Here is a 19,407-nt window from a genome sequence, read left to right as displayed (position 1 = left end):
GATCATCTTTGAGGCGAACACTATGGATAGTGCACATCTCGAGCCGCGTTAGGCGCCAGCGTGATCGGATGTGCCGTGACTCCAGCATGCACTCGGGGCAATACCGAATCTTGTTGGCGCGGGTGACAACGCTCCAACGCGGTAACGCTAAATCGCCCCAAACAGGATAGCCCGTTGAATTGGTCGCAGCTGTTGCCGCGAGTGTGGGGCGAATCCTCTCGATATCGCCCAGTCGAGGGCGGTATGTACCGTTTGCTCTGGCAACTCTGAATAAGTACGTCTCGGACCACTCATCCGGTTGAGGAGCCGGACGATACAATGGCTGGCCATACGGAATCCCGAAATTCATATCAACGCTCCACAGGCGAAAATGGCTCATCGTCTTTCACAAGGGGCATCCTGTTGAAGGTCTTGTGGAAAGGATTTCGCTTGTTCGGAGAGCTTGGATAGACGACTGTTCGGAAAGCTTCGGCAAGCACCGAGTCAGTCAGCTTCGGGTGAGGTTTGGCATAAGCTAATTCGACGGCGCGCACCAAGAGTCTTCGAATGTCGCGAAGACGTCCATCAGTCGCAAATGCGAACAGCCGCACGATGGTCTCGCTTGAAATGTCCAGTGTGGGGAGATCCCTCAGATATCCCTTGAAAACGTTCAGCACGCTTCGGAACTCGCGTTCTGCCGGTGCAGTTGCGACTGAGAAGCGATCGATCTCGATGACCTCTCTGAAGCGCCCGCGCAATTGATCATTGGTCGCAAGCAAGCGTTTTGTGCGGGGGATGCCGGCAAGGACAAACGACACCCTAGTTGCATCGACTAGACGCTTGAGCCAATCGGCCGACGTATGTAATGTTTTTTCGCCGCCTCGATCGACAAGATGATTGACCTCGTCGACGATGACGATTCTGACACGACACGTTTTGATCAGGAAAATGAGTCTAGCGGTCAGATCCGATTCCTTCCCCAGGTTCCACTTTGGGTCGCCGAGCGCGCAAAGCATCGTGCTCGCCATCATTTTCGGGGTAGGTGCTTGCCCGAGTGGTACGTAAAGCACTGGTATTTCCGTGAGTTCCTCATGCTGGATGATAGGGTGCTTTCGAGTGTAATTTTTGAGCAGGGTTGACTTGCCGACGCCGGATTCACCTATCAGCATCAGGTGCTCAGCCTCTTCATTCGTACATTGGTAATCGTACATACGTTCCAACCTGGCAAGCACACGTTTGACGTGGTTAAAGTAAACGAAATTTGATCTGATATCCTTAACAATTAAGGATAAGGAAGAATCAATTGTCATGGTTCACCTCGACTTCAAAGGTATCGAATTCAAAGTCGTAAAGCTCGTCTCCATCCGAAGGAAGCGGCTCCGACGCAATGTCGGGTTGTTGCTCCGGGGGAGGAAGTTGAGGGCGATTGGACGTTTTGGACGTGATGTGTGCCTGGCGTGCCCCCTGTCTTCGGGTCTGATACTTCTTCGATTGCATGGCCTTGTTACTCTTCTCGCGAATCGTCTCTTCACCACTTGCCCGAGTGCGTTGGTGAGCGTCGGAGTGTGCGAACACGTGCTTCAGCGTGTGAGCTTGTTCGATCGTCAAGTTGTTGAATCGGTCGTCCTTGTTGTAAGCCGGGAAGTATTTGTGTTCGATGGGATGCCATACCCAAATTAGGCCTGCATTCTCGAAGGGGGCTTTGACGTGTACTCTTTGTTTAGCCGGCATCATCCTACGGAGCGCAAAAAGTTCCGGTGACGAGTACTGGAAGGTATTGAGGTCGATGCCGTAGTGCTGCACTGCGCACTCGCGGTAATCGCCGAATTCGATGCTAAGATCCTCAGCGTTGCATTTGAGCATCGGGGGGAAGATCGAGGCGCTTTCCTTCCATACATCGAGTGGAGCGCGTCCATTCAGGCCGCGATGCGGACGCAGGTGATACACGGATATGATCCAAATGTGGATGATCTCGTTGAGTTGTTCGAACGTGATGCACGCTTCGTCTTCAGCCTTGAAGCCTATTCGTTGATGTATCTTGGCGAGCGTCGTTCCCGGGAGCTTATGAATGAGGCCGTAGTTGAGTGATTTGAGAAAGCGCTCAATGTGAGGTTTGTCGTTCGGACTGCGGGATGCCGCGTATTCGCAGATCACGCCGAGGTTCATCAGGGCGTCGACGACGGCCGCAGCATGTAGTTCTCGCCCGTTATCCATAAGCACCCTCTCTGGCCAGCCGTAACACAGCCATTCCAGGGCTAACTCAGGAAATCGCTCGGGCAAGTAGCATTTGGGCATCATCGCGTGCCGTAGCGCCTCGAACACCGCGTGTACGCCATGCCCGGCGGAACTGATGCAAAAACCGAGAACGCATCGGGAATATCGATCCAATACGACAGTGATGTAGGGGCGATCGATGACGGTGCCCGTCGCGTCCGTATACATGATGTCGAGCGGGGTATGATCGATCTCGACGATCTCAAGGATTCTGGACGTTTTGCGGGCGCAAAACTGATCGGCAAACTGCCGTTGGGCCTCTCGTTCGCCACAACGAGCGACCATACGTTCATATGCGTCGAGTCCCCGGACTCGGCGTTGGATCGTACGCAGTGCAGGAACTTTGAACCACTCGGATTGGACGCGAGTTACGTTCAGCCGTTGAATCTCGAGGAACACTGCGTTGTGAACCTCTTCGGTCGACCCTCGCTTGTTGCTAAGGTATACGGATTCAATTTTTTCCTGGATGACTCCTTCCACGACTGGATCGAGTCGCGACTGGCCTGCGCCGCCTCGGTGCCACGTATCGCTCAGCAGGGCTCGTATATCACGTAGTGCGATTCGAAATCGTCGACGCCAGCGATAGACGGTCGTTTCATGGGGGGGCTTGGGATCGGTCAGATCAGCTGCAACTTCATGAATCGCTTTCCGCAGTGCAGATCGTCGACCCTCGAATGCGCCCACTCGATCAAGTCTCTCGAGATAGTCCATTCGCCGACGCGATTCGAGGCGAGCTTGTTCGTGTTGCGCTGAAGCAGTTTTCTGTGCGGTCCCCGTCGTGCTCGATCCGGGAGGGCGCTGATATTGCTTGCTATTAACTGTTCGGAGATACCCACGGACGTATTCCTCCAGGAGGTCCGCTTCAGTGTGGTTCGAGTACTCCGCCGTCGTCAGGTTTTCCAGTGTGGCGACATTGGCTTGCACGCGAACGAGTCGAAACTTGCCTTCACCCCGGAAGATGATTTGATCCTTGACGAAACTGGCCATGGTGGACACCCCTGTTAGCGAGGAGAGACGGGTAGGAGGTCATCCGGATCCCGCTTCATGATCCGATGAAGCAAGGCGTCACATTCTTGCTTTGCGTTTTCCCATTGCTGCTGTACCTCCGCTTGCGGCTGTGTTCCGTGTTCCGGATCCCAGAGGGTTGGGTCGATGTCTGGTCGATACCTCGTGCGTAGCGGACGCATTCTGAGTAGAAGTGCGAGCTTGTCCTGAAGATCGGTCGCTACGAGATCGCTTCGCAAGATGAGGTGGAGGCGGTGGCCGTGTTGTCGGAGCAGATGGGCCGCAACTGAAACTCGACTGGTGGCTTTTGACGATGATGTCAGCGACGCGTCATCCTTCACTTCGAGAAATACGGTTTCAACGGTCGTTCCAATCTTTACGTCCGGCGTATAGCGCCGCCGGCGCGCACCGTCTGAATACTCAAACACTTGTGGCTGGGTTGCGATAGACGTAACCGACGGCGCCACCTCCAGAACGTGCAGCACCATTACCTCCACGAGGCTTTCGAACTCCAAGGGCTTATCCGACTTCCTGCTTGGAAACTTTCCCCGCACCCCGCGGCCGGAGACCGTCACAACACGGCGCGTACGGCGTGGGGAGGAGTGAATGACTAGGGTTTCGATAATTTCAGGCACGAGTTCTCTCCGTCACGTCTTAAGAAGACGCTCACGTTTAAGGAATACGTCCCCCTTCGACGACGATGTGTTGTCGAATATCTGCCCGGAGAACGGGTGTGCGAAACCGGGGACTCGATCAAAACTGATCGAATCCTAAAGGGGGCGCAAATCGTAGAGAACGGAAGGGCTTGACGCTGCGGTCAGATCGGTGGAAACTCAGTCCGCCAAGACAAGTTTTACCGTTTCTGTGACCGCAAAGCGCTACAGGCCTTCTATTCGGGTTTGTGGCGCTTTTCGTTTACATAATCCCTCCATTGTCAATGCTAACGGCGCCTGCCGTGGCGTTTCGAATCTGGACGATCGCCGCATGTACCTTCGCGATCGTGTCCATGTCTGCCTCCGTCAGAGATTGGTCCCTGACCAGAGCTGCAATTACTTGATATTTGAATAGCGGTAGCGGGTCAGACAGGCGCAGTAGTCGCTTGGAGCTTTCAGCGACCGCCTCGAGTTCAAGCCGGCCATCCGTATCTAGCGCTAGGGCCCGTCCCAACTGATCAATAAAAACGACATCGCCGGGCGTGCGAACGCCGCGCTCGATCGCGCTGATGTATGCGTCATCCACGCCGAGGCGCCGAGCGAGTTCGGTCTGCGTCAGCTTTAGCGCCTTGCGGCGAGTGCGGACGAATCTTCCAAAATCTGTCACGTGAAGTTCAACGACAAGGTTTCCTCGAATTTTTGCAGAATAAGATCGGCAAGGGCGAAGGTCAACGAAGAATCTCGTCGAAGAACCGAGGAACGAAAGTCACATATTTTTTTGATCTGTGGTGGGCGCGAATTAAGATATGTTTTTCTTCGATTCGGAATCCTTCAGAAGTTGAATTTCCCAGCTATGCGTACCGCTAGGTAGACTTGTATCGATGTGAGGTATGGGGTGGGGGCTATTGAGATTGGTCGTCGAGAGAAAAAATCCATTGACGTGTTGAGCCGCGAGACGCCCGGAGCGCGAGTGTACATTCATTGGTCGTCAGGACCACCGAGGCCTTGTTCCCCGCGGCGGTGAGGGCTCGAACACTTGAATAGTGCCGACCGCAGTGCGGAAACCGGCGTCGGCGTAGGATGTTTTTCGGCATTGCTCAGACAAGCGCACTCAGGAGATGGTCCGATGGCGAAAAAATTCGAGCATTCACTTTCTATCGCTGGGCTCGGCAAGCGGGTCGTGGACGATTGGTACGTCCATCGAACTGCAATCGAGCTCCTAGATGCCGGGCTCAGGATGGCGATAGTAGCGGCGCTTGAATCCGCTCCTACGTCTGCGTTCGAGCGAGCTAACGTGGTCAAACTGAACGTCTCATCGTCCCGATTCTCGCTGCTACGATACGATGACTTTTTCGAGGCCCCGTTTCCCATGCTGTTGGAGTCGTGGAGTCTCCCCGTGTCAAGCGATAGTACGGTTACATACCGCTCCTATCTTGACTCACTAAACCTTCCGATACTGCACCGCAAAGAACTGCTGCTTTCGCCTACGCATCCGCTGCGGCCGAAATTTGAGGAGGTCACCCGTCAAGCAGAGGCGCTTGGCTTATTCGACGAAACGGCAACGATCGGATTTCGGGAAGATTGGTTTCGGCTGGTCGCAAGCAAGGGGTACAAGATCGTCGGGTCCGACTTCATTCCGGTCGGAAATGCGGAACAGGAGCTAGATTCATCTCCTTCTGATTATTCGGAAGACGCGCCGGTACGCCGGCACCTCACGGCCCTCAGTCGTGTGCGCCTATCGGCGCCTGTTCAGCTTTTGCTGCGACATGCTTTGCTATCGCTCGGTAAGGAGCTGTTCGACTACGGTTGCGGCAGAGGTGACGATATCGCTGCCTTGGGTGCGGACGGGTATTCAGCGCGAGGTTGGGATCCCTTCTATGCCGCCGATAGCGAGATCACCCGTGCGCATGTAGTCAACCTCGGATTCGTGTTGAATGTCATTGAGGATTCTGACGAGCGCCGCGACGCGCTACACCGGGCGTTTCATATCACCGATGAAGTTTTGGCTATTTCAGTTATGTTGGGGGGAGGGGCGACACCTGGGGTTCCGTACCGCGACGGCGTACGTACTTCTCGGAATACCTTTCAGAAGTACTTCTCTCAAGAAGAACTGAAGCAGTACGTTCAGCGAGAGCTTGATCAAGAGGCCTTCCTAGTTGGACCGGGCGTATGCTTCGTGTTTAAGGACAAAGACGTTGAACAACGATTCATCGCAAATCGTTATCGACGCCGAGACTTGGCAAATCGGATCCTCAAGCGGCCGCAGCAGGAAGCTCGCACGCGCACTCGAAAATCGCCGAGTATTCGAGAGCCGTTCTCGCAAGACGCTCGCGTTGTGCTTGAGAGTTTGTGGAGGCTAGCGCTTGATCTAGGGCGAGTGCCTGAGCATGACGAAATTCCATTTTTGTCGGACCTTGAGCGCCATGCAGGGTCTTACAGGCGGGCGCTACGCGCTATGGAAGCCGAGTTCGAACGAAGCCAGTTGACCGCGGCAGCAGCAGCTCGTGCCGACGACCTCCGTCTCTTCTTTGCGATGGGGCATTTCGCAAAGCGAGCACCATACAAGAGCCTCGAGGCAAGGTTGCAGAGGGACATCAAGACATTCTTTGGCGATTACCGGTCGGCGCAGGCGGAGGGCTTGCGGTTGCTCATAGAAGCAGCTAACGCGGATGCAATTCGGTTAGCTTGTCAGGGGGCTGCGGAGCAGGGCATTGGATGGCTCGATAGCGAAGGTGCTTTGTACCTACACGCCGTTGCGATAGATCGGCTCCCTGTCGTTCTCCGCGCATATGTCGGATGCGGCCTCTTGATCTACGAGGAAGCCAGCGTTGCCCAGTTGATCAAAGTCCATCCGTCATCTGGAAAGCTCACATTGCTCGAGTATGAGGACTTCGATACATCTCCTTTGCCGCTTTTGGTCAAACGCATAAAAATCAACATACGGAAGCAAGACTATGAGCTCTTCGAGTACGGTGGAAGATACGAAAAGCCACATCTGCATTACAAGTCGCGCTACGTGACCGAAGAGTACCCAGGATATGCCGATCAGTTGAAGTTCGATAACGAGCTGGAGCGACTGGCGCTGTTTGACTCAGGCGGGCATGGCGTTCCCGCGAGCGAGCTTGCCGACTTGCTCGAGTTGAATCGTCGATCGATCCGTGGTTTCTCAATAGGACGAAGCGATACCATTCCACCAGTGGAGCAACGGTGCGGGAAGTATTTCCGCTATCGTGATCTCATCGAATGTGGTGAAACGCAGCTGCGCTCTGGCGTCGAGAATGTTCCACGGCAACCAGAGTCGTTCAACGCGTTGCACGATTTGGTAACCAAGATCTTGGACCCCGTGATCGACTACTTCGGCGGTATCAGGCTGACGTATGGATTCTGTTCGCACACGTTAAGCAAGAATATTAGGGGGCGCATCGCGCCGGATCTGGACCAGCACGCCTCCTATGAATATAACTCGCGTGGGAGACGGATTTGCGACAGGGGAGGCGCTGCGTGCGACTTCATTGTTCCGGATGAGGATATGGAAGAGGTCAGTCGATGGATCATGGAAAACTTGCCATTCGATCGACTGTACTTCTACGGGAAGGCTCGCCCCGTTCACGTCAGCTATTCAGAGAAGCCTCAAGGCGCGGCGTATGAGATGCGAGAGGCAACTAACGGGCGGAGGATCCCTCGGACTATGACCTTAGGCTAAGTGTGACCGCTGGCGACGAGTGCCGTCGCCTGGGACGTACGAGAGGCGTGGTTGACGGTCAAAGTCTCCGAGGTCATGTCAACAAACGTTTGTGTGTTCATACACAAACTGCTAGAATCCCCCGCACTATGGCAGACGGTTTCACATATGTTTTCCCGGCGATCAGAGGGGTGCAGGCGGGACGTGAATACTACGTTTCCATGTGCCCCATGCGGCTATTGCCTCGCCTTTTCCAATTTGACAACGAAGAGCTCGTTCCGGAGCTCAGGGCTCAGCGTACCCTCAACAAAACCCGTCTTCCGGAAATTGTTCGGTACATCGTTGAGAACAAGGATAGCTACACATTCTCGGCGATCACTGCCTCAGTGGACGGGGGGGTGACGTTCACCCCGATGGGGGCGGACTCCTCAACATCGTTTCGAATGGGAAACTTGTCGGTTTCCATGGAAGCCAAAATCATCGTGAACGATGGGCAGCATAGGCACGCCGCGATAAAGCAGGCGCTCGAAACTGCTCCCGAGCTCGGCGATGAAACGATTGCTGTGGTGTTCTTCTTGGATCGGGGGCTTGAGCGGTGCCAGCAGATGTTTGCTGACCTGAATCGCTACGCGGTCAAGCCATCAGCGTCGCTAGGCATTCTCTATGATCATCGGAGCGCTGCTGCGAGTGTGGCGCGGCACCTCAGTAGGACCTCTGATGTATTCAAGAATCTCATCGAGACAGAGCGCTCATCCCTATCGGAGCGGTCCCGTAAGCTATTCACTCTAAGCGCGCTGCATTATTCGATCGTAGAGCTGCTGACAGAGCACGAGCTTGAAGATTTCTCGTCGGCGACAAAGAAGTGCCTCGACTTTTGGGAGCTTGTCGGGCAGCAGATACCCGAGTGGATCTACGTCCGAGAATCGAAGATGACCGCAGGTGAGGTCCGTCGCGATTTCATCCATTCTCATGCGATTGTGCTGCAAGCCATAGGGAGAGCAGGAAAGGCACTCTTCGAGCTACCCAAGTCTGATCTGGCAAGACGGATCAAAAGGCTCCGTACGGTTGACTGGTCCCGGAAGAACGCGGCTACCTGGGAAGGACGTGCCATGATCGGCGGTGCAATGGCAAAGTCTGGACAAAATATCACCCTGACGACAAACGAGCTCAAACGTGTACTGGGTCTTCAGCTCTCTGAGGACGAGGCCGCGGCGGAGCAGGCATTGATGGCGGCCCGGCAAGGGCCCCAACGCAAAAGACGTACAGCGAAAGGTACAACGTGACAACTCCAGCATCTGACATCATCAAAGAGATCCAGGATCTCTATCTGTCGGATCCGGTACCCTGGATTATTGGGTACAGCGGTGGCAAGGACTCGACCGCGTCTCTCCAATTGATCTGGAATGCGGTCGCTGCGCTCCCGAAAGAGCGTCGGCACAAGACGGTCCATGTGATTAGTACGGACACGTTGGTCGAAAATCCGATCATCGCTGCATGGGTCGAGAATTCGCTCCTTTGTATCAAATTGGCTGCCGCCAATCAGGATCTTCCATTCAAGGCACACCGCCTTACCCCCGCATTGGAAAACCGGTTCTGGGTCAACCTTATTGGTAGAGGTTACCCGGCTCCACGTCCGAAGTTCCGTTGGTGCACGGATCGCCTGAAAATTAGTGCATCGACGCAATTCATCCATGATCTTTCCGAATCAAGCGGAGAGGCAATTCTTGTGCTTGGTCAACGTCGTGGAGAGAGCGCTGCACGTGACAAGGTTATCGACCACTACAGCGGTAGTACGCGCGATCGGTTAAGCCGCAACAAAGATCCGAAGTTGGCGCGCGTTTGGGTTTATCTGCCGATTGAAACGTGGAGTAGTGACGATGTCTGGGAATACATCATCACGGAGCCGAATCCATGGGGTGTCGACAACCAGGAGTTGTTCAGCATGTATCGTGGTGCTACCGCCGATGCTGAGTGTCCGGTCGTAGTGGACAAAACTACTCCCAGTTGCGGAGACAGTCGATTCGGATGTTATGTCTGTACGATGGTCACGCAAGATAAGTCGATGCAGGCCATGATCCAGAATGACGACCAGAAGCGGTGGATGCAGCCGATCCTGGACTATCGGAATCGTTATCTGACTGTAAAGGATCGCGAGCAACGTGATTTCCGTCGAATGAACGGTCGTTTGACGGTCTTCAAAGAGGAGCTTGTCCACGGTCCGTACAGGCAGGAATATCGGGCGAAGTTGCTGCGAGAGCTGTTGAATACGCAGAGAGTCGTGCAAGACGCGGCACGTAGTCAGGGGAGCGGCGCAATTGAGCTTATCTCAATGGAGGAACTCGATGAGATTCGCCGAATCTGGCTAGAGGAGAAGCGCGAAATCGAAGATCTTGTGCCTTGCATCTTCGAGGAGGTTTATGGCGAACGATACCCGGGCAGGGAAGTTGAGCCGTTGCCCCTCGAGCGCTCGGATTTGTCGATCCTCAAGCAGGTCGCCAGCGAGCTGGATCCCGATGCGTCGGATGAACTTTACAAGCTTACCCGCTCGCTGCTTGGTGAGCAGTTCCAGGCAATGCAAACCCAAAAGCGATCGAAGCATCTTGACCGGCTAGAGAGCGTCTTGCAGTTTCATGCGTTTCGAAATGAAGATGAGGCTCTTGAGTTCGCCCTTTCAGATAGGGAGGCGGATGTTCGCCTGGCGGAAAGTGATGTGTCGCTAGGAGGCGTCGAACCAGAGATCGCATCTATCGACGCTGACGTCCCTGAGTTGATGGATGAACCCGTCGAGCAGGCTCCTCGTCGCCCGTAATTTATCTGTTCATGGCTAAAATCACTTTTTCAAGCATCTCGATCCAAAATTTCGGCCCGTTCCGAGATCGACAGACGCTTGAGCTCTCCGTTTCCTCATCGCGTCCGGTGATTCTCGTTAAGGCCCTCAATGGCAGCGGGAAAACCACCTTGCTGACAGCGTTGCAGATCGGTCTCTACGGCGCCGGAGCCGTTAGCTCTGGGCGACGATCAGAATATGAACAGTTAGTTCAGTCGCTGCAGCGGGCTGATGCCGTGGGAAATGCCGCTATCGCTATCGAGCTACTCATCGACATCGGCGGCACCCGTCAGAAAGTCATGGTCTCCCGGGAGTGGCAGCGACGCAGTACGTTTACCGAGCGATTCTCTGTGCTTATTGATGGCACGGAGGATATGGAATTTACGGCCGGGTGGGAGCGCTTTATCGGCGATATCCTTCCTGCTGAGTTGGTTCAGTTGTTCTTGTTCGACGGCGAAAAGATTGAAGCACTTGCAAATCCTGAGAGACTTCCGGATCTGCTGCGCCGCGCGACAGAGGTATTTCTCGGGATCGGCGGCATTGACGTGTTGGGCAACGATCTCAAGGCTGTTGAGCGGAGGGCTGTTCTGCGAGGGAAAGAAGGTTCGTCCCAGTACGAATCTGCCAAGGCTAGTCTGCTGGAGCTGGAGGCCCAGTTTGAATCGCTGGAGCGCGCTCACGCGGATCAACTCCAGGAGCAGGCAGCCGCACGAAATACTCTGGATCAAGCTAGTTTGGTATTGGAGCGTTATGTAGTAGAAGCCAAGCGTAATGGACTATCTGCATACGAGCAGGCTGCGCGAATTCGGAGCGACGTAACTGGCGCACGGATGCAGGCGAAGTCTATTCATCACACGCTGGTTGACGGGATGGCCGACCCATTGCTTCCTATTGCCTGGCTTGGGGATCTGTGGCGGCAGTATGAGGCGGAGTGGGGGCACGACGAACAGAGTCGGCATGCCACTTTGTTGGGCGAAGAATTCAGGAAGCGCGACCGTCGCATACTAGCGGCCCTGACGACGGAAGTTTCGACGAAGTCACTCGATATTGTAAAGAATCTGCTGAAGCAAGACTTAGTTCATGCAAAGAGCTCTCAGCGTCGGAAGCCTGTTCTCGTTGCTGACGGTAATCCTGCGGATGTCAGCGCTCATGTTGAAAATGCGCGCGGGCGTGTTCGCACTACGCTCAAGGAGCTGGATGGCATTCAGCGGGCTTTGGATGTTGCCGAACGTGCTCTTGGGGAAATTCCGGCCGATGAACAATTGGCCGATGTACTCCTCACCATGAAGGAAAAGTCTCAAGCGGTTGCAACCGCCGAACAAAATCTGGAGAGGATCACGGCAGCGCTGGCAGATACGTGCACTAGCCATAATCACGTACAAATTCGCTTGAGCGCGCTAAGGTCGCGAATGAATACTGAATTCAAGGATCGAGCGCTCGAAACGAAGGGATTGGAAGCCGCTGCGCGAGCAAGACAGGCCCTTGTTGTGTTCAAAGAGAGGTTACTTGCGTCCAAGGCTCAGTGGTTGTCTGATGTGATCACGGCTGAATTTCGAAATCTGCTACGGAAGCGGAAGCTTGTATCGAATGTGGTCGTTGATCCCGTGACCTACCAGGTCAAGATCGAGGATGGGAAGGGGCAGGAGCTTCCCATGGATCGCATGTCTGCTGGTGAGCGACAGATGCTTGCCATCTCGGTGCTGAGCGCATTGATCAAAGAGCGAAAGGGGCGTTTCCCTGTTGTTGTTGACACCCCGCTTGCGCGCCTCGATGGGCAGCATCGAACATCATTGATCAAGCGATTCTTTGCAACCGTATCGCATCAGGTACTGGTTCTCTCGACGGACGAAGAAGTGGAGGGAGCGGCATATGACGCGTTGCGGCCGCATATGAATCGAGAGTTCATCCTGCATTTCGATGATGAGATGGGCTGCACGAACGTTTCGGGAACTGACACTTACGCGAACTCGCTGGAGGCTGCATGAGCGTCATTGAACGGGTCAAACTGACTGCTATTGCGAAAAATCAACTGATCGCACTTAAACGCAAGACGGGAATTGAGCATAACAATGTGCTGTGTCGGCACGCGCTTTGTCTGTCGCTTGCGAACCCGTCTATCCCTCCCGAGGAAAGCTTTAATTTTGCAGGCGGGCTCGAAATAGATTGGCGTACATTCACCGGTGGCAACGAAGGTGTTTATCACAATCTACTCGTTGTACGGCTATTGCGTGACCAGATACAACCCGCACCCAATTCGATCAGGCAGGCGCTCCTTCTTCACCTTCATCGGGGGCTTTCTTATCTGGCGAGCCGGCGTGAAGATGATCTGTTGAGCGAACTTGCACGTTCGCTCGCCACAGTTTGAGGACGTTACAGATGCGAGTCTAACCGTCCGAGGATCCCATCTTGAGTTGAGCTAAGAGGCTTGGGAGTATCGTGTCCACATAAGAATAGGTGGACACGTTAACACTGTCGAAGAACACATGCCCTCTGGACGCCGTTATGCGCCGTGGCATGGATGGTCTTGCCGCGCTGGTGCAGCGCGACCATTATTCATCAGCCTCTACAAGAGCTCCCAGAAAGCCAAATCTCGCATCTTTCTTACGCCTTTGTCACCATCGATATAGAGGCTCTGGTGTTTTTCCAATTTCCGGATCGTCTCCATCAGGTGGTCTTGCTCAGACTTGTCGTCCTTATTAAAGATCGACTTAATATCCGAATTTTTAATCTCGGAAACCCTATGAATCACCCAGGAAAGTACGTAACTGGCGTAGTTGTTCTCTGCTGTTTTGAAATGTGTTATATCTTGCGTCGAAAGAATGACGCCAACACCATATTCTCGCCCTTCCTTCAAAATTTTTCTCAGCGCGGGAAAATCCTGTGACATAAAATTGTCAGCCTCATCAACCAAGATCATCTTTGTTATCTGTCTAAAGTCCCCGGACACGTGAGGTTTTCCTGTTTTTTGCATTTGTGCATAAAATAGGTCCAACGTGAGTCCAACAATCAAATTTTGTATTTCAGGTGGATAGCCTGCCAATTCAATGATTGTTACTCCGGCCGCCAAATCGTAAAGGCTGCGCACATTTTCTGCTTGTGCTTCAAAAATCTTGAATCGTGCTAGTTTTGAGAGAGCTGCATACAGCGAATCTTCCTCAACCTTCTCTTGATTTAAAAATCGCTGCCAAATGTCCTCAATTGTCGGCGCGGCACGGCGCCAAGTGGATGGGTCCTCAGGAAGAATTCCCGCAGCGCCATAGCACTCGAGGATAAGATTTTCTAATTTAAGCTGCTGCTTTTTGCCCAAACTATATGCGCGACTCATAGTTTCGGCAAAGCCTGCTGCCGTGTGCACCGGCAGCATGGGGGTGTCTCCGTATAGGCTTAATGGGTTATAAGGCAAATTAAACAGTTTATACTTGCTCGCAGATGTTTCTCGAATAAATTCATCATCGACATAATCAGATTTATAGTCGAATATTAGTACCCCGATTGAGGCGGAGTTGACGTTATTTCGTTGCTCGCGAAAAATCTGAGTTATAAGAGATTTCGTAAACTGAGTTTTTCCGGTTCCCATGGTGCCGACGATGCCGGTGTTGGTATTCATAAACCGCGTAGTGTTTGTTGGCTCCCAATAAAGCGGGTTTTCATGGAGCGTGTCATGGCCAAAGAGTACGCGCAGAGGTGAGCCAGTACTTAGAGGCGGGATTTTGTTCGAATCTTGAGCTTCTTCGAAGCTGCCTTGATCCGTAACAGCTGGCTTTTTAACCGACCACTCACCCGTAATGGCGTCGGTGCCCTGTCCTTCACCCAAAGCGCCATCATCCTGAACGAGCGAGTCGTTATTCGAAAAATGGCTGTCTTGCTTAGCCTCAGGCAAAAGTAGGTACTCTCTGCCCACCTTGCAAATTTGGACGAGTCGATCAAGCTCCGGTCCACTCTTTGCTGAAATCAGCGAATCGAGCAGCGAGTACGGTAGCTCAATTTGAAGAATATTATCTTTAGTGATTTTATAGGTAGGCTCGAAGCAGTTTGAGTCTTCGATATGCGCAACAACAAAACCATCGACATATTCGGGCAGCGTGCTCAACTCAAAGTCACCTTTAAGCCACCACTCGCGCCGACCCATCAAGGTCGATAGCGCAGACTCGTCGAGTACATCATAAAGGCGAAATTTCTCCACCTGCATCAATACTTGACGAACAAACAATGCGCGATAAAGGCGCGAGGCCAGTGTCCGTTTGCCTAGCACTTCTTCACATAGATAGCGTTTCAGCTCTTTCGCTTGCTCGCCCGCGTGTGCGAAATCTGGCCGCGCTCCTGTCTTAACCTCCAAAGGAAGTAAATATAGATTATTTCCCTTGAAACCCACAAACAAAACGTCGTCCGAAACAGCGCCTCGCTTGTATCCCTGAACTTTTCTGGAAAATTCACTGTCGCTCATCTTGAGTCCCACATTCCCCGAAACGCGTATCATTTCTGCCACGGAAAGTGGTACCCAACTAATATCTGAACGATGCAACATCGCGCGTACGAATTTATATGCGCCAATAATTCCGTATTTTTCCTTGCGTTCCTTGCTATTCGAGGTCAGCATCTTCAAAAGCCATTCGCCATTAAAGGCGTTGAATTCCGATAGCAAATGCTGGCCTCGCCCTCCTCCTTCCTTCCACAGTAATCGCTCAAACATATCAACCTGCCGCGTGACAGTAATCGCATCATATCCAGCAGAGCTGGTATATTGATCTGAATAATGTATTAGAACAACGTCCGTCTGTGTAGCAAAGAAATCCAAGGTCACTTTGGGGTCGATTAAAGTTGTCCAGAGTGCGCTATCACATGAGCGGGACAGAAGCTCTTTAAAATCTGCGCTAACGGCAATACCGATGCCGGTACCCAAATACTGCGTATTGCTTTGGCGAGCGGGTTGCCACAACGTGCCTATAAGTTTCGCGAGTCGCAGCGCAACCCATTTCTCCGCGTCAACTCCGCGCAAACCGAAGGCAGTAAAGTACGAGTTACCTTTTGTTTCAGCTGCTTCACCGGCGATCAGCCCGTCACAAAGTACGCCGCTCAATGCGTTTTCTATGTCTACGGCTCGACAATCGACGGAGGCGTTGTTGCGAAAAAAAGCTAGATGAGCATATCCGAGTTTTTCACCACTTTTCGGTGTTGCAAACTTGCTATACGTTAAGCGACTTCGAACTAGGTCGACCAACGTGTCCGCATCTCCACGATCAAAGGAGTTGCCCAAGCCAAGTTGAATTTTAAGATCTTCGTGTGCGGATGTTTCAGCAAATCTGTCAAATTCGTTATAGCGTAGAGCATCATCGTAAAAGTTAACGTGAACTGCGCAAGCCTCGTCCTTATGGCGTTTGAAATAATCTGCCAACCCGAGGAATAACTCAGATGCTTCAGACTGGTTGATGGCATTAAGTATTAGCGAGCTTCTAGGTCCAGCGTTAAACAAGCGAGCGTATGCTTGAGTGAACTCTTCCAGCTTGTCGAGAACTAGTCGTCGTACGTATCCGTGACTCATCTGCTTCTGGGGGACGATTTCGAGCCAAAAGCTATTTTCCTTTGCCGGTACCACGTGCGCAAAGTCAGACTGTGCGTCATAGACGAAAGGCAACAATCCGGATGCAACAAGTCGTTCCTTCGTCACTGGTGGGAGTTCAGCAAACGATCCACTATCGGAATTCGTGATTTCCGCTTTGATAAACCGAACGAGTTCTAAATGGTAGGCCAGGACAAGGGGGTGAAGCGGTGTGATCCGCTCTCTGCCATCTTGCTTGTAAAGCCCGATCATAAGCAGATCAGTGTGGGCGGTTGACATTACCTCATTGCGAGGAATCAAGAGCAATGCGTCCTCATACGCACTCACAACAGCCGCAACCAATAAACAATATTCGGGCCCCCACGCCACTAAACTTGGAAGCGTCTTGTGGCGATCGAGATAGTCGAGGAGGTCGCGATATGCAGCGTATAGTTTCGGCTGAATGTCCGGCAAGGAAGAAAGCAGCAGAGAGGAAACCTCCGACATGTAGAGGATCCGACCGTCGATCATAGACGCTTCGTAGCCCAAGAGTTGTAGCCTCGTACCGACGACCGTACTTTCGGTGTTATCGATGACAATCTTATTCTTAGCTCGATTAAACTCTGCGTTGTAGTCATCCCGAAATAGCTTTGAAAATCGCTCTTGATCAAATAATAACGGAACAATCACGCTGTCTTCTGCCGCGGGGCCCTCGATATTAAATCGAAGGGATTGATCACCTGAGCGAAGCGAGAATTGAATCATCTCGGTCTGATTCGCTAGTGACTCGAAATCAACGGTCCCATGACACGAACAATCAATTTCCTGCTCGTCTTCATCTAGAATATAAACCGATTCGTTGACTGTATTGATTCGCAGCTTGTTTTCTTCAAGCAGGAGGGTGACCCATTCGTGAGAAGGTTCGATTCGAAAGCAATTTTTGACTTCCTCCAAGTAGAAGCGCCCGTGCTCTACCATCAAGCATCGAAACTTGTACTCTTCTGAGCGACTTTCGCGCTTTATTTCTAGGCTAAAGAATGTTGGCTGCCCGGAAAAAGGCACGGTCAGCCGCGCTCGGCTGCGTTTCCCGCCAGCTCGGTTGACAGACGCAGCAATCGTCTTGGAAAGAAGCCGGTTGTGTGAGACTTTTATTTGTGCAGGATCGAGATCGTTTCCTTCAAACGTTAGCTCGATTGTAGCTTCATTTCTTTCACGGGGAATTTGCATCAACAAACTGATGTCTTGTTGCCCCGCTTTCGTTAAGCTTTTTGAGCGCTGATAGACCTCTGCGCCCTCGACGTCAACGCTTTCTAATAACAAGCGTTGCGACTTGTTTGCATCTCGCTCATCTAGAAATCGCTGATATTGGATACTTCGCCAATCTTTCTGTTCTTCAAAATGATCTTGAATAAATTTTCGACCGTACTCGTTAAGCGCAGTTTCGAGCTGATCAGGGTAATGCTCGACCGCATACTCGATTTTTCGGCGCATCGCGCGGTTTTCGTCTAGCCGACGCCTGATCTGTGCCGGTTGCCCTGACATAGCTAGAAGCAGATCGTCGTTAAATAGCCCCAATTCGGCAAAATCCAATTTTCCATCATCCAGTGCGCGAAATAGTGGTGCAAAGCCAAATACGGTCGCCCCTTCTTCCAGGACCAACCCTAACTGATCCTCCAGGAGATATTTTGTCAGTTCTCGCGCGTTTGATCCGGGATGGATCAATTTATTCAACTCTCTTTCCAGCGCGGCTGCATGCCATATTGCGCCAGGTGCGGCGAGATCTTGTGCGCTATTAATGAGCGTATCTAACATACTATTGTGTATTATAAGCAACGCGCTTCGCTCAAATACACCATTTCGCCCAGCGACAAGATCGCGGAGTCGTGAAATGTAGTTCTCCGTGAACCCGCTTTCAATATTGCCGTGTAGTACGGGAATCAGACATGTTTGATTCACCATCACACATGGCAAAGTTATTCCATCAATTTCGATCTTTTCGCCATCCGAGATTCGGCAAAATGCGTCGTATAGGTGTTTGCTATTTTCAGAATCAGGTGATTTAAATTGATATCGATAACCGGGTTGAATATCATTCGCAATCCAGCCTAAAAAGCATTCGGCGAGAAATTCTTCAAACAGTTTTCCGGACATAGACGGCGTCTCCACTATCGCTCATTCTTTCAACATTACCCATGCGTTCATAAAAACCAACCAGAACTTGTTGCGACTGGGTATCCAAGTAAAATCCGCGGCGCTGGAACTCGCTCACGAGTTCGTGTAGGCGTAGTTTTTCTCGTTTTCCTATGGAGAGATTTGTTAGGAGAAGAAGGTAGTCCTGGTTGAGTACAAGTATTCTTCCAGCGCGCCCTCTTGATTGCATAAAGTTCACGCAAATATGTCGTTCAAGTTCTCTGACATAGAGTCTATTGACACCTGCCCGTTCAGAGTTCTCGTCGGCGAATTGGCATAATGAGAGATCAGCTAACTGGGCGAACGCGGCGTCTATCGTTTGAGCCGTTGTATCGACTTGTAGCTTTCGACTCTCTGTGTTTGCGAACGCCTTTATATATAAATTCAGCGAAGCAAGCAGTGATTCCTGATCTTTATATGTAACGGCATCGTGATAAATCTTCCATAGTGGGCGTCGCGGACCTTTGTGTTGCAAGGGCTCGGAAGCAGATAGAAGCGGGAAGAGGTCTCCGGCGCACTCTAGGAGGAATTTGTAACCATAATTTCGCACCCAGGTACGCTCTGAGCTCGCTCGTTCGGTATCGAGAATAAAATACAGCGGCTTTGGTTCTGGTTCGCCGATGCGCCAGCTTTTTATATTTAATGCTAATTGTGAGCAGTAAGCGAACGCATACAATTTAAGAGTGTTGGTGAACTCTTGAACCAAGTATTTTGGATGCTCGCTTAGGAATGTTATGTCTTCGCGGAATGCTTTGGCCAGGTACGGTAGATACGCCTCGTCTATTGTCTCGCTCGCTTTCAATGGCTCCAGGCGCTCTTTTAAGACAGTCATGAATTCATCTTCGATGAAATTCAAACGCTGCGTGACATCAGGCAATTGAAATTTTCCGCCCATCAAGCTGGTGAAGAGGTCTCCCATTCTTTGATTGGCAGTTCCGAGTTCGAATTTTCCCGTTCCTTTGCGCTGTGCCTTGAACAGCAGGAATAGCGGTGAAATATTAAATATGGCGTCGGACGAAAAATACATCCGCTCCAGTATCTCCCAAAATATCGGTTGATCAAGCTTTTCAATAACGGCGCACTTGCAATCATCTCTAAAAGAGTCAAACTCATATTTTAGAATTTGACGCTTTAGTGCTTCACTCAAAACAATTCCTGTAATTGTATCCCATGAAAAATCATTACCTTTTTTTCTGATGGGGAGATAGCTATTTAGATGGTTTTTCTCGGTTGGTGCTAATTTTTCGGAGATTGGGAACAT

11 protein-coding genes are annotated in these 19,407 nt (G+C 51.9%); 5 read left to right on the top strand and 6 right to left on the bottom strand.

From position 1 onward, the window contains the following. Nucleotides 1-350: 350 nt before the first annotated feature. From HWX87_RS34760 to HWX87_RS34745, 4 genes are all read right to left on the bottom strand, one after another. Nucleotides 351-1,289, bottom strand: coding sequence for a TniB family NTP-binding protein (locus HWX87_RS34760; protein ID WP_176051388.1), 939 nt, complete (start codon nucleotides 1,287-1,289; stop codon nucleotides 351-353). Beyond that, on the bottom strand, nucleotides 1,279-3,240 hold the full coding sequence (locus HWX87_RS34755) for a DDE-type integrase/transposase/recombinase (protein ID WP_176051387.1): 1,962 nt from the start codon (nucleotides 3,238-3,240) through the stop codon (nucleotides 1,279-1,281). The genes HWX87_RS34760 and HWX87_RS34755 overlap by 11 nt, the downstream gene beginning before the upstream one ends. A gap of 14 nt (nucleotides 3,241-3,254) precedes the next feature. Beyond that, entirely contained in the window at nucleotides 3,255-3,773 is a 519-nt protein-coding gene (locus HWX87_RS34750) for a hypothetical protein (protein ID WP_244137814.1), read from the bottom strand. 400 nt (nucleotides 3,774-4,173) lie between these two features. Continuing rightward, nucleotides 4,174-4,578, bottom strand: a complete 405-nt coding sequence (locus HWX87_RS34745) for a helix-turn-helix transcriptional regulator (RefSeq protein WP_176051386.1) — start codon at nucleotides 4,576-4,578, stop codon at nucleotides 4,174-4,176. Between the two features lie 459 nt (nucleotides 4,579-5,037). Between HWX87_RS34745 and HWX87_RS34740 the strand changes: the two genes are divergently transcribed. The 5 genes from HWX87_RS34740 (at nucleotide 5,038) to dndE (ending at nucleotide 12,785) form a co-directional block, all read left to right on the top strand. Then, nucleotides 5,038-7,614, top strand: coding sequence for a DNA phosphorothioation-associated putative methyltransferase (locus HWX87_RS34740; RefSeq protein WP_176051385.1), 2,577 nt, complete (start codon nucleotides 5,038-5,040; stop codon nucleotides 7,612-7,614). Nucleotides 7,615-7,742: 128 nt separating this feature from the next. Beyond that, nucleotides 7,743-8,876, top strand: coding sequence for a DNA sulfur modification protein DndB (dndB, locus tag HWX87_RS34735; RefSeq protein ID WP_176051384.1), 1,134 nt, complete (start codon nucleotides 7,743-7,745; stop codon nucleotides 8,874-8,876). Then, complete coding sequence (gene dndC, locus HWX87_RS34730; protein WP_176051383.1) at nucleotides 8,873-10,402, top strand: DNA phosphorothioation system sulfurtransferase DndC; 1,530 nt, start codon at nucleotides 8,873-8,875, stop codon at nucleotides 10,400-10,402. Before dndB ends, dndC begins: the two co-directional genes overlap by 4 nt. Before the next feature lie 11 nt (nucleotides 10,403-10,413). Then, nucleotides 10,414-12,405 (top strand): DNA sulfur modification protein DndD, encoded by a 1,992-nt coding sequence (gene dndD, locus HWX87_RS34725; protein WP_176051382.1) that lies wholly within the window; start codon nucleotides 10,414-10,416, stop codon nucleotides 12,403-12,405. After that, nucleotides 12,402-12,785 carry a DNA sulfur modification protein DndE gene (gene dndE, locus HWX87_RS34720; protein ID WP_176051381.1) on the top strand — a complete coding sequence of 128 codons (384 nt, stop codon included), beginning with the start codon at nucleotides 12,402-12,404 and terminating at the stop codon, nucleotides 12,783-12,785. Before dndD ends, dndE begins: the two co-directional genes overlap by 4 nt. Nucleotides 12,786-12,983: 198 nt before the next feature. Here the strand turns inward: dndE and dptH are convergent, their stop codons facing one another. Both dptH and dptG read right to left on the bottom strand, forming a co-directional pair. Further along, nucleotides 12,984-18,107, bottom strand: coding sequence for a DNA phosphorothioation-dependent restriction protein DptH (gene dptH / locus HWX87_RS34715; protein ID WP_176051380.1), 5,124 nt, complete (start codon nucleotides 18,105-18,107; stop codon nucleotides 12,984-12,986). Then, complete coding sequence (dptG, locus tag HWX87_RS34710; RefSeq protein ID WP_176051379.1) at nucleotides 18,088-19,407, bottom strand: DNA phosphorothioation-dependent restriction protein DptG; 1,320 nt, start codon at nucleotides 19,405-19,407, stop codon at nucleotides 18,088-18,090. The genes dptH and dptG overlap by 20 nt, the downstream gene beginning before the upstream one ends.

Origin of the sequence: Burkholderia sp. BCC1644 (genome assembly GCF_902833225.1) — a bacterium.
Taxonomy (GTDB): Bacteria; Pseudomonadota; Gammaproteobacteria; order Burkholderiales; family Burkholderiaceae; genus Burkholderia.
Note: the sequence above shows the minus strand (reverse complement) of the source record. Positions and strands in the feature narration are given on the sequence as shown.

Excerpts from the sequence above, each read along its gene's own strand:
- HWX87_RS34760 (WP_176051388.1), bottom strand. The coding sequence starts at position 1,289 with ATGACAATTGATTCTTCCTTATCCTTAATTGTTAAGGATATCAGATCA.
- HWX87_RS34740 (WP_176051385.1), top strand. The coding sequence starts at position 5,038 with ATGGCGAAAAAATTCGAGCATTCACTTTCTATCGCTGGGCTCGGCAAG.
- dndE (WP_176051381.1), top strand. The coding sequence starts at position 12,402 with ATGAGCGTCATTGAACGGGTCAAACTGACTGCTATTGCGAAAAATCAA.
- dptG (WP_176051379.1), bottom strand. The coding sequence starts at position 19,407 with ATGTTCCCAATCTCCGAAAAATTAGCACCAACCGAGAAAAACCATCTA.
- HWX87_RS34755 (WP_176051387.1), bottom strand. The coding sequence starts at position 3,240 with ATGGCCAGTTTCGTCAAGGATCAAATCATCTTCCGGGGTGAAGGCAAG.
- dptH (WP_176051380.1), bottom strand. The coding sequence starts at position 18,107 with ATGTCCGGAAAACTGTTTGAAGAATTTCTCGCCGAATGCTTTTTAGGC.
- dndD (WP_176051382.1), top strand. The coding sequence starts at position 10,414 with ATGGCTAAAATCACTTTTTCAAGCATCTCGATCCAAAATTTCGGCCCG.
- dndB (WP_176051384.1), top strand. The coding sequence starts at position 7,743 with ATGGCAGACGGTTTCACATATGTTTTCCCGGCGATCAGAGGGGTGCAG.